The 14,382-nt window shown below is 59.9% G+C and carries 16 protein-coding genes; 7 read left to right on the forward strand and 9 right to left on the reverse strand.

Features of this window, described 5'->3' with window-relative positions; all coding sequences use genetic code 11:
• Positions 1-33 precede the first annotated feature (33 nt).
• The gene (locus tag ACK3SC_RS08895) at positions 34-1,164 is read right to left on the reverse strand and encodes a hypothetical protein (protein ID WP_416839760.1); all 1,131 of its coding nucleotides are present in this window, start codon (positions 1,162-1,164) and stop codon (positions 34-36) included.
• Between the two features lies 1 nt (position 1,165).
• Positions 1,166-1,828 (reverse strand): cytidine deaminase, encoded by a 663-nt coding sequence (gene cdd / locus ACK3SC_RS08900; RefSeq protein ID WP_416839968.1) that lies wholly within the window; start codon positions 1,826-1,828, stop codon positions 1,166-1,168.
• Here cdd and ACK3SC_RS08905 point away from each other — a divergent pair.
• Positions 1,724-1,975 carry a hypothetical protein gene (locus ACK3SC_RS08905; protein ID WP_416839969.1) on the forward strand — a complete coding sequence of 84 codons (252 nt, stop codon included), beginning with the start codon at positions 1,724-1,726 and terminating at the stop codon, positions 1,973-1,975. The two genes, cdd and ACK3SC_RS08905, sit on opposite strands and share 105 nt — an antisense overlap.
• Before the next feature lie 56 nt (positions 1,976-2,031).
• Positions 2,032-2,313, forward strand: coding sequence for a hypothetical protein (locus tag ACK3SC_RS08910; RefSeq protein ID WP_416839761.1), 282 nt, complete (start codon positions 2,032-2,034; stop codon positions 2,311-2,313).
• 10 nt (positions 2,314-2,323) lie between these two features.
• On the opposite strand, the gene ACK3SC_RS08915 is transcribed toward ACK3SC_RS08910, so the two are convergent.
• The gene (locus ACK3SC_RS08915; protein ID WP_416839762.1) at positions 2,324-2,908 is read right to left on the reverse strand and encodes a GNAT family N-acetyltransferase; all 585 of its coding nucleotides are present in this window, start codon (positions 2,906-2,908) and stop codon (positions 2,324-2,326) included.
• A 123-nt stretch (positions 2,909-3,031) separates the two neighbouring features.
• Between ACK3SC_RS08915 and ACK3SC_RS08920 the strand changes: the two genes are divergently transcribed.
• Positions 3,032-5,044 carry an AMP-binding protein gene (locus tag ACK3SC_RS08920; protein ID WP_416839763.1) on the forward strand — a complete coding sequence of 671 codons (2,013 nt, stop codon included), beginning with the start codon at positions 3,032-3,034 and terminating at the stop codon, positions 5,042-5,044.
• Positions 5,045-5,062: 18 nt separating this feature from the next.
• Here ACK3SC_RS08920 and ACK3SC_RS08925 read toward each other — a convergent pair whose 3' ends face one another.
• Together ACK3SC_RS08925 and ACK3SC_RS08930 are read right to left on the reverse strand one after the other, a co-directional pair.
• Complete coding sequence (locus tag ACK3SC_RS08925) at positions 5,063-5,557, reverse strand: Lrp/AsnC family transcriptional regulator (RefSeq protein WP_416839764.1); 495 nt, start codon at positions 5,555-5,557, stop codon at positions 5,063-5,065.
• Entirely contained in the window at positions 5,558-6,622 is a 1,065-nt protein-coding gene (locus ACK3SC_RS08930; protein WP_416839765.1) for an ABC transporter ATP-binding protein, read from the reverse strand. It abuts the gene before it with no gap.
• Positions 6,623-6,769: 147 nt separating this feature from the next.
• Here ACK3SC_RS08930 and ACK3SC_RS08935 point away from each other — a divergent pair, with 147 nt between their 5' ends.
• The 4 genes from ACK3SC_RS08935 to ACK3SC_RS08950 all read left to right on the forward strand — a co-directional run bounded on the left by ACK3SC_RS08935 (position 6,770) and on the right by ACK3SC_RS08950 (position 11,121).
• Positions 6,770-7,897: an ABC transporter substrate-binding protein gene (locus ACK3SC_RS08935; protein WP_416839766.1), complete on the forward strand. Its 1,128-nt coding sequence runs from the start codon at positions 6,770-6,772 to the stop codon at positions 7,895-7,897.
• Between the two features lie 37 nt (positions 7,898-7,934).
• Entirely contained in the window at positions 7,935-8,855 is a 921-nt protein-coding gene (locus ACK3SC_RS08940) for an ABC transporter permease (RefSeq protein ID WP_416839767.1), read from the forward strand.
• 1 nt (position 8,856) lies between these two features.
• Positions 8,857-9,729, forward strand: a complete 873-nt coding sequence (locus ACK3SC_RS08945) for an ABC transporter permease (protein WP_416839768.1) — start codon at positions 8,857-8,859, stop codon at positions 9,727-9,729.
• A 72-nt stretch (positions 9,730-9,801) separates the two neighbouring features.
• Positions 9,802-11,121 carry an aspartate aminotransferase family protein gene (locus tag ACK3SC_RS08950; protein ID WP_416839769.1) on the forward strand — a complete coding sequence of 440 codons (1,320 nt, stop codon included), beginning with the start codon at positions 9,802-9,804 and terminating at the stop codon, positions 11,119-11,121.
• 15 nt (positions 11,122-11,136) lie between these two features.
• Here ACK3SC_RS08950 and ACK3SC_RS08955 read toward each other — a convergent pair whose 3' ends face one another.
• From ACK3SC_RS08955 to dnaJ, 4 genes are all read right to left on the reverse strand, one after another.
• Positions 11,137-11,670: a GNAT family N-acetyltransferase gene (locus ACK3SC_RS08955; RefSeq protein WP_416839770.1), complete on the reverse strand. Its 534-nt coding sequence runs from the start codon at positions 11,668-11,670 to the stop codon at positions 11,137-11,139.
• Between the two features lie 146 nt (positions 11,671-11,816).
• Entirely contained in the window at positions 11,817-12,353 is a 537-nt protein-coding gene (locus ACK3SC_RS08960; protein WP_416839771.1) for a GNAT family N-acetyltransferase, read from the reverse strand.
• Between the two features lie 35 nt (positions 12,354-12,388).
• Positions 12,389-13,105, reverse strand: coding sequence for an acetyl-CoA synthetase (locus tag ACK3SC_RS08965; RefSeq protein ID WP_416839772.1), 717 nt, complete (start codon positions 13,103-13,105; stop codon positions 12,389-12,391).
• Positions 13,106-13,180: 75 nt separating this feature from the next.
• On the reverse strand, positions 13,181-14,332 hold the full coding sequence (dnaJ, locus tag ACK3SC_RS08970; protein ID WP_416839773.1) for a molecular chaperone DnaJ: 1,152 nt from the start codon (positions 14,330-14,332) through the stop codon (positions 13,181-13,183).
• Positions 14,333-14,382: the final 50 nt, after the last annotated feature.

A 14,382-nucleotide genomic window follows, 5' to 3' on the forward strand; every position in this document is an offset into this window, starting at 1 on the left:
ATTCTTGCGTTCTTCGAAACTGTAGTCGTTAGTTCAGACCGTCCCGTTCGCCACGCCCCGCCACGATGGCTCGTCGGTGAGGTCGTTATCGCGGAAGGGCGGTGGTAACTCGGCGCGCTCGTTAGCGCCGAGAAGATACCCGACTCCGGCACCGACGTACCAATCGACCAGCGACGGGCCGAGTCGAGTATCGACGAGGATGGTCCCGCCAGTGTACCACTCGTACGCCGGGTCGTCGTCCACCGACTCGCCAGTTCTCCGCCAGCGGACGCCTGACGGCCCCTCATCGAAGGTGACGACACGGACGACCACCTGAGCACGAGACCGATTCGACACGCGAGTGAGTTCGATAGCTTCGGGGACGGACCCGTCTGCGCCCGACTCGTAGTACCGAAACGCGTGGTCGAGTTCGGCGTCGTATGCCTCACGCTCGGCGTCGGAGACGTTCGAGAGGTCCACGTAGACGGAGAGCGTCTCGTCACGGAACGGAACCGACCGCGTAGACGCATTCGCGACGGGCAGGCGAGTCGTGTCGAGACGTGTCGTCATCGCAGGATGCGACACGACATCGTCGTGGGTGTATCCGAGGAGATGGCCAAACTCGTGGGTGAGTACAGCGACAGTCGTCGCGTTGTCGTATCCAGCGGCGACGACGACTGGGACGGGGGCGTCGACGATACTCGTCGCATCCAAGACGGGTGCGCACCCGACAGCATCGGGGCCGTCGTACGCGCCACACGACTCGATAGAATCGACAACCGAGACGCGAACGTCCGGATCGGACGCGTTAGGAACGACGACGAACGCCGGGTCGTACGCGGGAGAATTCGCGTTCTCACCCCGTCCTGAAGCGTTCGAACGCCAGTGCTCGAGTGCCGACGTGACGAGTGGTCCGTACGTTCGATTATCATCAGGTGCGTCGATTGCGACGACGATTGGCGTGTGATTCCACGGGTTGCGTGCGGGGCGTGACTCGATATCCGACGATGGAGGAGAGACTGCAGAGACGTTCGACGTGGTGTGACCGCGGACGACGTCGGCCGACGAATCGAGGGCGGCGCTCTCCGCAATCGGTGGTGCGGGAGAGAACCCAGCACATCCAGAGAGAACGACCAGTACTGCGAGCGCCAGTGAACAGCGACGCGTGTCGGCAGACGACGGCACGTTACTCGTCGCGGGCGCGTTTTTCTGCTGCCGCTTCGAGCGTGTCCAGCGAGATGGTGTTCGGCAAGAGTTCACCGAGGGTGTATTCAGCCACGTCGTCGCCACCGAGGTCACACACGATTTCGAGGTCCTCGTCTGCAAACTCCGCGAGCGTCTGTCGGCACATCCCGCACGGCGTGACACCGTCGCGAGCACCCGACGTGACGACGACTCGGTCGAACTCGGTGTGTCCGTTCTTGACCGCCTCCGCGATGGCGACTTCTTCGGCGTGGAGGCTGTTCGAGTAGTTGGCGTTCTCGATGTTGCATCCGACGTAGACTGTGCCATCGGCCGTTCTGAGGGCAGCACCGACGGTGTACTCAGAGTACGGCACGTAGGCGTTTTCGAGCACTTCGCGGGCGCGCTCGACGAGCGGTTGGGGCATCGTGTGGCGAACGTTCGTGCGAGATTGCTTAGTTCGTTCGTCTCTCGAGCACCCGTCAGGAGTCGAGTCGGCGAGGCTGGCAGTTGCTCGGCGCGCGCCGCAAACGACTATACCATCCAGTCCTAAGCGGGCGGCGTGAACGAACGGTTTGGCGGCCGAGACATCCTCTTGCTCGTCGGCGCGAGCGTGGTGATTATCTCGGGAATTCTCGGCGTATTCATCGGAGAAAACGGCGGCCAGGTCGCTGCCGAAGTAACGCTGTTCGGCGTCCTCTCGGTGCCGACATCGCCCGTCGCATTCAGTATCTACGGTATGGTCGTCTCTGCAGTCGTCCTCGCAGTGTTGTTCGGCCTCGTGGAGTTCGCGTCTCGCCTCGAAGACGCCTGAGCGAGTGTCGAGCGAAAGGCGGACCGTTTTTGCTCGTCGGGGGCGGAGAGATGACCATGGACGCGCCCTCGTCGACATCCACGTCGTCTTCGGCCAGTGAGTCTTCGGCCGGTGAGCCTACGCCCGGACCGCTTCCGGAAGAAGAGGGGTCGAAAAATCGAAAACGCGCTGCGTTGGCGACTGCTCCGTTTCTCGCCCTCGGACTCGCCGACGTGGTCCTCATCTTGATGCAGGGACTCGAACCGCTCTGGGGATTCGCTATCCTCCCGCCGATTCTCTTCTGTAGCGTGCTGACGTGGATCGTCTTCAGCACGGACTTTCTCGAAGGCCGGACCTGAGGCGAGATACTCAGCGTCGCAGATTCGTCGAGTACTTCGTCGGTGTCTCCTCGTCGAAGCCGAAATCTTCTGCCGTGAGTTCTGGTTCTGCTTCCTCGTCGCCAGATTTCGGCGAAGCCACCTTGAAGCGGTCTCGAAGTCTCTCCGGCATGGTGAACTCCTCGGCGTCGAGTCTGACTGCTATCGCATCAGCGTCCTTCGATTTGACTTGCTCGAATCGGCTGCGAACGGTGTCTGGGAGGGCGGACGCGTCGATGGCGTCGAACCCGAACTGAACACAGTATCTGTAGGCGGACGAAAAGCTGTAGACGGTGTCGTACCCTTCGGCAACCGCTCGGTCGACGACTCGTTCGATGACGTGTGCACCGACGCCCTGTCCACGCCAGTGTTCGAGGACCCCAACGCAGGTAATCTCGCAGAACGACTCGTCACCCTTGTGGACGCGAAATCTGCCGAAGCCAGCCTTCTCGTTCGACTCCTCATCCAGCGCGATGACGTAGTCGCGGGAGCGGAACGCGGCATCGTCGAGTCCGACGTCTTCGAGCGCGTCGAGCAACCAAGCCTCGTCTCTGTTCTTGGCATCCCGGACGTACATACCACAGTATACCTCTCGTGTCGATAAAAACACCCCGGCCCGGTGGGTCGATTCGAAGCGAGCGCAGATATCAACATCATCGAACGGTAAAGATTCATGGTCTCGGTCTCGGTACGACGACGCATGGACGTGCCCGACACCGATACGGTAGTACACGAACCGGATCCGGCGTTCGTCGCGGACGCCAACGTCACTCGCTTCATGCGAGAGTACGATATCGATGATTACGACGAACTCATCGAACGAACCACGACGGAGATACCGGGAATCGGCGAATCGGGCGTCGAGTGGTTCTGGGACGAACTCGTCGACTACCTCGATATCGACTTCTACGAAGACTACGACGAGGTTCGAGACGACACCGACGGCCCCCAGTTCTCCAACTGGTATCCGGGCGGCGAACTCAACATCGCACACAACGTCCTGGACCGTCACGCTGCGGTCGATTCACCGGACCGGAACCGCGTCGCCTGTATCTGGGAGGGTGAAGACGGCGAGGTCGTCCAGCGAACCTACCACGACCTGTATCAGGAAGCGAATCGCGTCGCCAACGTCCTCGAATCGTACGGCGTCGAAACCGGCGACACTGTCGGCCTCTACATGCCGATGGTCCCCGAGGTTATCTCGATTCTCTATGGCTGTTTCAAAGTCGGCGCAATCGCCGTCCCTATCTTCTCGGGGTTCGGCGTGGATGCCACGGCGACCCGGCTCGAAGACCCAGCGTGTTCTGTCCTGTTTACCGCCGATGGCTTCTACCGCCGCGGGTCTGAAATCCATCTAAAGCCGACCGCCGACGAGGCTATCGAGGAAGCAGGCTGTGTCGAACACACCGTCGTCTATCAACGATTCGACGATAGTGACGAAGAGGAAGCGGACGCCAACGGCGTCCCGTGGAACGACGAGCGCGACGAGTGGTGGGCCGACACCGTCGACGAGGCCGAAAGCGAGTACGAGACGAAACACCTCCCGTCGGACACCGAGTCCATGCTCCTGTACTCGTCGGGGACGACGGGCAAGCCGAAAGGAATCGTCCACACGCACGCGGGCGTGTTGATGCAGACGGCCAAAGAGATTCACTTCGGGTTCGACCAAAAGCCGAGCGACCGCTTCTTCTGGGTGTCGGACATCGGGTGGATGATGGGTCCGTGGACGCTCATCGGGAACCACACGTTCTCCGGCACCATCTTCATGTACGAAGGCGCACCCGACTACCCCGAACCCGACCGGTTCTGGGATATGATAGAGCGCCACCGGCTGACCACCTTTGGCATCTCTCCAACGGCAATTCGCGCGCTCAGAAAGTACGGCGACGAACCGGTGGAGAAACACGACCTGTCGAGTCTGCGCTTGCTCGGGTCGACCGGCGAACCGTGGGACCCCGAGTCGTGGATGTGGTTCTACGAGAACGTCGGCGGCGGCACCGCACCCATCATCAACATCTCCGGCGGCACCGAAATCTGCGGGTGCTTCCTCATGCCGATGCCGACCCAACCGCTCAAGCCGTGTTCACTCGGTGGGCCGGGGCTCGGGATGGACATCGACATCGTCGATTCCGCCGGTGAGTCCATCGCCGACACCCACGAACGTGGTTTCCTCGTCGCTCGCGACTCCTGTCCGTCGATGACCAAGAGTCTCTGGGACGGCGACGAACGCTATCTCGACACCTACTGGTCGTCGTGGGACGACCTGTGGGACCACGGCGACTGGGCACAGAAAGACGAAGACGGGTTCTGGTTCCTCCATGGCCGTGCAGACGACGCTCTCAACGTGGCTGGCCGAAAGGTCGGTCCCGCAGAAGTCGAAGGTGCACTCATCGAACACGCCGCCGTCAACCAGGCCGCCGCCGTCGGCGTCCCCGACGACACTACGGGGACTGCCGTGGTCGCGTACGTCGTTCTCGAAGACGATGTCGACGCGAGCGACGACCTGCGCGAGGAACTCCGCGGCGTCGTCGGCGACGAACTGGGCAAGCCGTTCCGTCCTCGCGAGGTTCTCTTCGTCGACGAGTTCCCGAAGACGCAGTCGGGGAAGATTATCCGCCGTGCCATCTCCGCAATCTACGCCGGCGAGGAACTCGGCGACATGAGTAGTATCGAGAATCCAGAGGCGCTGGAGAAGATAGAAAACGCGTCCTAACGGGGCCGTCCCCGCGCGTTACTCGTCCAGGATGTGTTCGAGGTCCGCCTGATTGTAGCTGGTGAGAACGCTATCGTCGTCGAGTTCTTTGAGTGCGATGTGCGTCGACGAATCTTCGACGCCCTCCATCGAGATGACCGCGCCGACGACTCGCTCGAGGTGTTCGCGATTGGACACTTTCGAGATGAGCAGAAACGACATGTCACCGAGCATGTGGTAGACCGTCTGGACGCCCGAAATCTCCTTGAGACGTTCGGCAATCTCGTCGTACTCCGGGCCGTAGCTACACTTTACCTCTGTGATTGCCGTGAGTTCGAATCCGAGTTCGTTCGCATCGAGTGCGAAGACCGGACCCCGGAGAAATCCATGCTCGCGGTACTGTTCGACCCGGTAGTATATCGTCGACGGACTCACGCCGAGTTTCTCTGCAAGCCCTTCAGCGTCGAGTTCGCCCCGTCGGTCTAGCGATTGCAGGATTTCGAGGTCCGTGTCGTCGAGTGAAAATCCACTCATCTACGATGCGGTTGTATCGAACACGACCGGTGCGTCATCGTCGACTGTCACAGCGACTGTCTCCCCGGTTTCGACCGGGCTTTTGCGACCTTGCATCACGATTTGGAGATTCGGAAGTTCCGCGTCCATATCGAGTACATAACGGGTCTGGTCGCCTTGGAAGTATCGTTCTCGAACCGTTCCCTCGACACCGTCTCCGTTCGTCGCGAGTGAGAAGCCTTCTGGACGGACCGAGACGGTGACGTCGCCGGACACGTCTTCGTCGGTGTCGAATTCGAGTGCTCCACCGACGGTCACGTGTGTGCTGTCACCGTTCGCCTGTGCACGACCGGAGAGGAGGTTGGTGTCGCCGATGAAATCTGCGACGAACGGTGTCGCTGGATTCCGATAGATCTCTTCGGGCGTTCCAACCTGCTCGATCTCCCCTTCGTTCATCACGGCGACGCGGTCAGAGAGCGTCATCGCGACCTCCTGGTCGTGTGTGACGTAGAAGAACGCACCCTCGGTCTTCTCGTGTATCTTCCGCAGTTCGACTCGCATCTGTTTTCTGAGTTTGCGGTCGAGGCTCGAAAGCGGTTCGTCGAGGAGGAGGACGCTCGGTTCGTTGACGAGCGCGCGGGCCAGTGCGACCCGCTGTTGTTGGCCACCGGACAGCTCTGCTGGAGAGCGGTCGTCGTACCCGTCGAGGTCGACGAGGTCCAGGTAGGTTCTGACGCTCTCTTCTCGTTCTTCGGGACCGACACCGTTCTTTTTCAACCCGTATCCGACGTTCTCAGCGACGCTCATGTGTGGGAACAACGAGAGGTGCTGAAACACCAGATTCGTGTCTCGCTTCTCCGGTGGGAACCCAGTCATGTCCCGTTCTTCGATGTGGACCGAACCGGCCGTCGGCGTCTCGAACCCGCTAATCATCCGGAGCGTTGTCGTCTTCCCGCAGCCAGATGGCCCCACGAGCGAAAAGAACTCACCGCGGCGAATCGAGAGGTCGATTCCTTTTACGGCAGTCACATCGCCGAACTCCTTCCGGACGTCCGCCAGTTCGACCAACGTGTCATCTGACACCATGGGACTAAGTGGAAAATTGGTTAATATAAAGGTGCGGGTTCTAATTCACAATTATTCTTGTTTGTAGCAGTATCCATAGAAACGAGAACAACTTACTGCTGAAATATTTGAATAGATTTAATACCCATTGGTTAACACTTTGCTGCCATGTCACACGATGACAGTGGCAGTGGTAGCACGTCAGGTTCGAAGAAACGGCCGTCTCGTCGGTCGGTATTGAAAGCAGCTGGGGCCGCTGGGATAACCGGGCTCGCAGGGTGTACCGGTCTCACTGGAGGTGGCACGGCGACCATCAACATCTACACCTGGGAAGAGTACGCCGAATTCAAAGAGCAGATCGAGAGCAACCTCGACGTGAAACTGAACATCACGAAGGGGACGTCCTCGGCAAAGATGTTCTCGGCGTTCAACTCCGGACAAGACGAGCAGTACGACATCGTCATTCCGAACAACAACTACATCCCGAAGCTTCGTGAAGCGGGCCTCGTCGCACCGCTCCAGAAAGACGCCGTCTCGAACTTCGATTCGATGTACGGTAAGTTCAAAGAGTTCGCGAACTCCCAGTTCTCTGACGGCAGTGATATCTACGGCGTACCGATTCGGTTCGGCTGGTACGGTGTGTCCTACAACTCCGAAGAGATTCCAGACCCCGAAAAGAGCTACTCCGAACTCTGGAACGAAGAGCACAGCGGGAACATCATCATGTACGACAACCACTTCAAATCGATGAGTGCGGCGGCACTCTATCTCGGGTACACCGACGCGTTCGAGGGAAGCAAGGTGTCGCTCTCTGAAGACCAGATTCAGAAGGTCAAAGAGAAACTCATCGAACAGAAGAAGCTGTTGCAGGGATACATCGCCGCCGACCCGACCTACATCAAGTCGATGCAGCAAGGGAACCATACGATCGGTCTCTCCGGTCGTAACGAAATCGTCGAGATGTGGTCTAACGGCGACGAGACGACCGAACTGTACGTTCCCAAGGAAGGCTCGCTCGCGTGGTTCGAAGGTGCAGCCGTCTCCGCAAAGTCTGACAACAAGACGATGGCGTGGAAGGTCATCAACGAGTACATCTCCGCGGACATCGGTGCGGAACTGGCCAAAGCAGGCTACTCACCGAGCTGTAACCCGAACACGACGGAGAACCTCAACGACGAGCAGAACAGCCTCTACGGAAAAATCGAACCATCGCGCCTCGACGGCTTCATCCCGTTCAAAGCAGTCGAAAACGAAGAAGCGTGGATCAAAGCCTGGGAAGAAGTCAAGACGGCCTAACCCGGCGACCCCCTTCTGAACTTACTTATCACACCACATGTCCACACAAGATTCGACACGAAGAGAACGACTCCTCAAAAGCCTCAGTGGGAGGCGGGAGACGCTCGGCATCACACTCGGTCCGAGTCTGATCTGGCTTGGCCTGCTCCTCGTCGCTCCGCTCACGTTCATGATCTCCGTGAGCTTCATGCAGGTCAACGAAGCCTACCAAATCGTTTGGCAACCGACGCTCTCGAACTACGGGCTCTTGTTCGAGTACGATGGTCCGTTCTGGCAAGCGCCCTTCTTCAAGTCGCTCGTCCTGTCGTACAGTATCGCCTTCGTGACGACGGTGCTCTGTCTGGTGCTGGCGTTCCCACTCGCATATCTGTTGGCACGTCGTGACGGCAGGACGTTCAAAATCGTCATCTTCCTCGTCCTGTTGCCGTTCTTCACGATGTACCTCGTGCGAGCGTACTCGTGGTTGTTGATGTTCGGCCCGAACGGCGTCATCAACAGTACCCTCATGAACATCGGTCTCACCAGCGGCCCACTCGAGTTCTTCAACTACGGGACGATGCCCATCATCGTTGGGCTCACACACGCGTACTTCCCGTACATGTTACTCTCGCTGTATGCGAGTCTCGATGGCCTCGACTTCTCGCTCGTCGAGGCCGCGCGTGACCTCGGTGCGAGTCGGGTCGAGACACTCAAAGACGTCATCGTTCCACTCGCCCTCCCCGGCATCATCAGTGGCAGTCTGTTCGTCTTCGTTCCCTCACTCGGGGCGTTCATCACGCCACAGTTCCTCGGCCAGGGGAAGGTGCTGATGATTGGCCAGTTCATCGAAGAGCGAATCAACTCGCTGTACGCCATCGACTACGGGAGTGCGGCGTCGATGTTCATCGTCGTCTCCATCGTCATCGCGTTCGCAGTGGCGTTCCGCTACGTGACTATCGAAGACATCGGAGGTGTCTAACATGGCAACACAGACCGGCGATTCCAACGAATCGTCGCAACTACTCGATAACGAGACGGTGACAAAACTACTCCGCTACGGACTCTACGGGACCGCAGGCCTTCTGTTGTTGTTCCTCTGGATTCCCCTCGCGGTGATGCTCATCCTCTCGTTCACCGTGAACACGAGTACGTTCTTCCCGTTCCGCGGGTTTACGCTCGGCAATTACGCAGCGACGTTCACCGACGCCGGACTCATGGCGTCGCTGGGGAACAGCGTCGTCATCGCGACACTCGCAGCGATTATCGCGACTGTCATCGGTGTCCTGGCGAGTTTCGCACTCGCTCGATACGACTTCCCGTACAAGGAAGTGTTTCGGACCTTCGGTATCCTGCCGATGGTCATCCCCGGCGTCGTGACGGGCATCGCACTGCTCATCTACTTCCGGACACTCCTCAACGTCACACCGGGATTCCTGACGATCGTCTTGACCCACAGCGTCTACGGGTTCCCCTTCGTCCTCCTCATCGTGACGTCGAGACTCTACACGTTCGACACGTCACTCGAAGAGGCTGCACGCGACCTTGGTGCAGATCCGATTACGACGTTCCGTGACATCACCTTCCCCGTCATCGCACCCGCGATTGGGGCAGGATTCCTCTTCGCCTGGATTCGGTCGTTCGAAGACTTCATTCGGGCGTTCTTCGTCCGCGGGACGACCGACGTGCTCACCACGTCCATGTTCTCGATGATCAAGTACGGCAGCGCGCCGAAGATGAACGCAATCTCGTCGTTTATCGTCTTCGTCATCGCGGTTGTCCTCGCAGTCGCGATGAACATGGGGAACGTCACCCAGTACGTCGGTGCAGAGTCCGAAGGAGGAGACGCCGAGTAATGGCACACGCTCAGTGGTATCGCCAACAGCCATCCGGTCTGTCCGGACCCATCATCACAGCCCTCACAACCGATGACTGACCAGAACACTCCACGTCGCACAGCACGAAGCCGCGCCCTCGTCGAACGGTCCCGAACCGTCATCCCGGGTGGCGCACAGACCGGGTTGCGAGCACAGGCATTCTATCCAACAGAAATCGCGTTCGAATCCGCGAAGGATGCCACGCTCACCTCCGTCGATGGGGAGCAGTACACCGATTACCATCTGGGATTCGGGCCGATAATCCTCGGCCACCGCCACGAGGCTGTCGATGCCGCCGCCCGGGCCGCCATCGACGATGGCGTCCTCTTCGGAGCGGCAACATCCCCGCTCGAAGTCGAAGTTGCCGAGCGAATCGTCGAACTTCTCCCGTCGGTCGAGCAGGTAAACTTCTGTAACAGCGGGTCCGAGGCGACGTACCACGCAATCCGTCTCGCACGTGCCTACACAGGGAACGAGAAGATTCTGAAGTTCGAAGGCTGTTATCACGGCTGGCACGACTACGTCGATATCAGCGTCTATCCCCCGGAAGAACACGTCGGGGAACGATATCCAGAGTCTGATGGCATGCTCGAAGCCGCTGTCGACAATACGCTCGTTGTCCCGTTCAACGACCCGGACGCACTCCGCGAGGTGATGGTCGAACACGGCGACGACCTTGCAGGCGTCATCCTCGAACCCGTCCCCCACTCAGTCGGGAGTCTACTCCCGACCGAAGCGTTCCTCGACGCGCTCGAAGCGGAGACCGACGCCCACGACGTCCCGCTCATCTTCGACGAAGTCATCACCGGATTCCGACACTCTCCGCACGGTGCACAGGGCGAGTTCGACGTCGACCCGGACCTCACCTGTGTCGCCAAGGCACTCGGCAACGGCTATCCCGTCGCCGCCGTCGGTGGCAAGAAAAAGCTCATGTCGCAAGCAGGCGGCGACAACACCTCGGGCGTCATCATCAGCGGGACCTACTCGGGGAATTTCCTCGGCCTCGCTGCCGCACGAGAGACGCTCCGTATCATCGAAGACGACGGTGTCCAGGACCACGTCACCGACCTCGGGGAATCCTACCGTGCTGGACTCAGTGACCTCCTCGAAGACCACGGCCACGAAGGGCGCGTCGTCGGCCACAGAAGCATCTTCAGCGTCCAGTTCGGCGTCACCGGAGAACCGCGCCAGTACACGGACATCGTCGGCCTCGACCAGGAGAAGTTCCGTGCGTACGCGAAAGGGATGCGCGAACGGAATCACTTCTTCACGCCGAATCCGTTCAAACGACACCACCTGTCGTTCGCACACACTGACGACGACCGAACACAGTACCTCGACGACGCCGACGAAGTGCTCTCGGATCTGTAGCTGGGAGAACTCGCGTTACGCCGACCGACTCTCGTCCCACTCGCTTCGCAACAGACCGAACTGGACCACGTCCACGTACGACCCATCGACGAATCTGTGTTCTCTCAGCCGGCCTTCTTCGCGGAAACCAAGTCGCTTGAGAACGCCGTGGGACCCCTGATTGAACTCGAACGCGACTGCCGTGAGGCCGTGACAATCGACAGTCTTGAAGACGTAGTCGACGAGACAGCCCACTGCTTCTGTTCCGTATCCCTGTCCGTGATACTCGGGAAGGAACCAGTAGACGAGTTCGGGACGGGCAGGTTCGAGACTCTTTACGGCGACGATGCCGATGCGTTCGTCCGCTGCTTCGACCACGAACGAGAGATTCCCGTCGCCTTCGACGTACTCTTCGATGAATTCGGTCGTCTCGTGTTCGTTTCGTGGCTCAGAGCCGAGTGGAATTCGGATTCGTGGGTCTGTCATCGACCGCTGGAGGATGTCGACATCGTCGCGTTCGGTGGGACGAAGCGAGACACGCTCACCGTCGACGATTGTCGTGTCGGACATACGTTTCGAATCGGTGAAGGAACACAAATAGTCGTGGATTGGTCGGCACACAGCGACCAGTTCGGTCAGTTGGATTGGTTCAGCCAGTTAGGTCAGTCCAGCCAGTTGGATTAGTTCAGCCAGTTGGGGTAGTCCAGCCAGTTCGGTCAGTCCGACTGAGTGGCTTCCCACTCTGGGCGGAGCAATCCAAATCGAAGGACGTCTACGTACGACCCGTCGACGAATGCCGCTTCACGTAATCGACCTTCTTCGGTGAATCCGAGGTGTTCGAGGACGCCACGCGAGGCGTCGTTGAAATCGAACGTGACTGCTTGCAGGCCGTGACAGTCGACGGTTCGGAAGACGTAGTCGACGAGGCATCCAACTGCATCCGTTCCATACCCCTGTCCGTGGTAGTCGGGGAGCAGCCAGTAGACGAGTTCCGGACGACCGTACTCGCGGATTTCGACCATGACGAATCCGACTGACTCGCCGTCCACCTCGACGATGAATGCGATGTTGTCGCTCTCTTCGACAGTCGTCTCGATGAACGTCGTCGCTTCGTGGTGATTCTGTGGGGTGGGCGCACCGAGTGGGACGCGAATCTGGGGGTCTGTCGTCGAGCGTTGGAGGAGTCCCGCATCGTCTCGTTCGACGGGACGGAGTGAGACTCGGTCGCCGGAGACGACAGTCGTGTCAGTCATGTCTCTCGACAGTCGCGAGGTCGGTAAGTACTTTCTCACTCATCGGCTCGCACGGCGTCGTCGGGCGAAATCGAACGCGCTTCCGGCACAGAGTCACCGACAGCAACTGCATCGTCTATCGGTGCGTCGCCGTCGGGAACACGAATGGTTCCGCCTGCGAGCAGTGGGGCGAGGATTCCGGCGACGACCGTCCCCGGATGCGACAGTGAGGACCGAATCACCACGGTGTCGTCGGCGTCGAGGCCATACTCCGAGACGACCTGTTGTGCCGCGGTCAACAGGTCGCCGTGCGTGTATTCGTGGCCGTCTGCGACGAGTGCAACGTCACCGGGTTCGACGATTTCGGGGTGCACCGCAGGGTTCTCGCTCCACACTTCTTTCTCCCAGTGCGTCGTCGATGGAGAATCCGGTGGGCCGTTGTAGACCGCAAGTTTGCGTCCGGGTGGAAGGTCGAACTCACTCTCACGGGCCACGTCGACGAGGACGGCCCGTGCGTCGGCAGTCGGGTCGAAGACGGTCTGTGCGCCGAGCTGCGCAGCACCCACGAACGTCAGGATTGGTTCGGGGAGTGCAACCGGTTCGACGGCGACACGCGCACCCTTCCGAACGCCGAGATAGCGGAGGACGTTCCCCGCCTTGTACGACGTGGTGATGAAGTCGTAGTACGTGTAGGTTCGGCCCGGGCCGTCTACCTGCAAGGCGAGGCTATCGCTTCGCCGGTCGCGGGCCATGAGGTCGCCGATAACGTCCATACGATGGCGTATGGAGTCAGAGCGAAAAAAGCCGCCGAGGTGGTCGTCAGGTTCGGCGTTCGGACCCAACCGTCGTTACAGCGAGTTCTTCAGTTTCTGGAAGAGGCCTTCTTTGACCTCTTCACCACCTGCTTCTGCGAACTGCTTGAGTGCCTCACGCTGTTCTTTGTTGAGGTCTTCGGGGGTGACGACGTGGATTTCGACGTGCAGGTCGCCCGACCCGCGGCCATCGAGGTGGGGCATGCCCGCACCGGAAACTTTGAACGACGACCCGCTTTGCGTGCCCGCGGGAATCTTCAGTTCTTCGTCGCCGTCGAGCGTCGGGACGTCGACAGTCGCACCGAAGACGGCCTGCGGGAAGGAGATGGGATGCGTGTAGTAGAGGTCGTCGCCCTCGCGTTCGAACTCGTCGTGGTCGCGAACCGAGACTTCGACGAACAGGTCGCCGTTCGGCCCACCGTTCTCACCGGGTTCGCCCTCACCACGGTAGCGGAGTCGCTGCCCATCACGGAATCCGGCGGGGATAGTGATGGTCACGTCGCGAGTGCGACGGACGCGCCCGCTTCCGCGACACTCCGAACAGTCTTCGCTGTAGGTCTCGCCTTCGCCACCACAGGCGCGGCAGGTCGTCGTCTGCTGGACGCGTCCGAACGGCGTCTGCTGAACGGTCGTTTGCTGCCCAGAACCACCACATTCGGAACAGGTGTTCACGTCGGCGTCGTCGGGGTGGCCCGCACCGTCACACTCGGGACAGACTTCGCGGCGACGAATCGTCACGTCGCGTTCGACGCCGTTGAATGCGTCTTCGAGGTCGATACTGATGCGCTGGGCGACGTCACGCCCTTGCTGCGGTCGGTTCCGCTGTTGGCCTCGGCCACCGTTGAACAGGTTGTTGAAGAGGTCCTCGAAGCCACCGCCGCCACCCATCCCGCCGAACGGATTTCCGCCACCGCCGAATGGGTTGCCGCGGCCGCCACCGCCGCCACCGGCACCGTGTTTCTGTGCCTGTTTGAAGCGCTCGTGACCGACCTGGTCGTACATCTGGCGCTTCTCGTCGTCCGTGAGGACCTCTTTGGCCTTCTGAATCTTCTTGAACTTCTCTTGGGCGTCGTCCTCGTCGGAAACGTCAGGGTGGTATTTCGCGGCCTTCTTGCGGTACGCGTTCTTGATCTCGTCTTTCGAGGCGTCCCGCGAGACCCCGAGCACGTCGTAGAAGTCCTCGCTCATCGGTTACTCACCCCTAACCGGTGAAGGTATTTGAAAAGTGCGCCTCTCGG

This window comes from Haloferax sp. DFSO52 (genome assembly GCF_048158745.1).
In the GTDB taxonomy this organism is placed as follows: Archaea; Halobacteriota; Halobacteria; order Halobacteriales; family Haloferacaceae; genus Haloferax.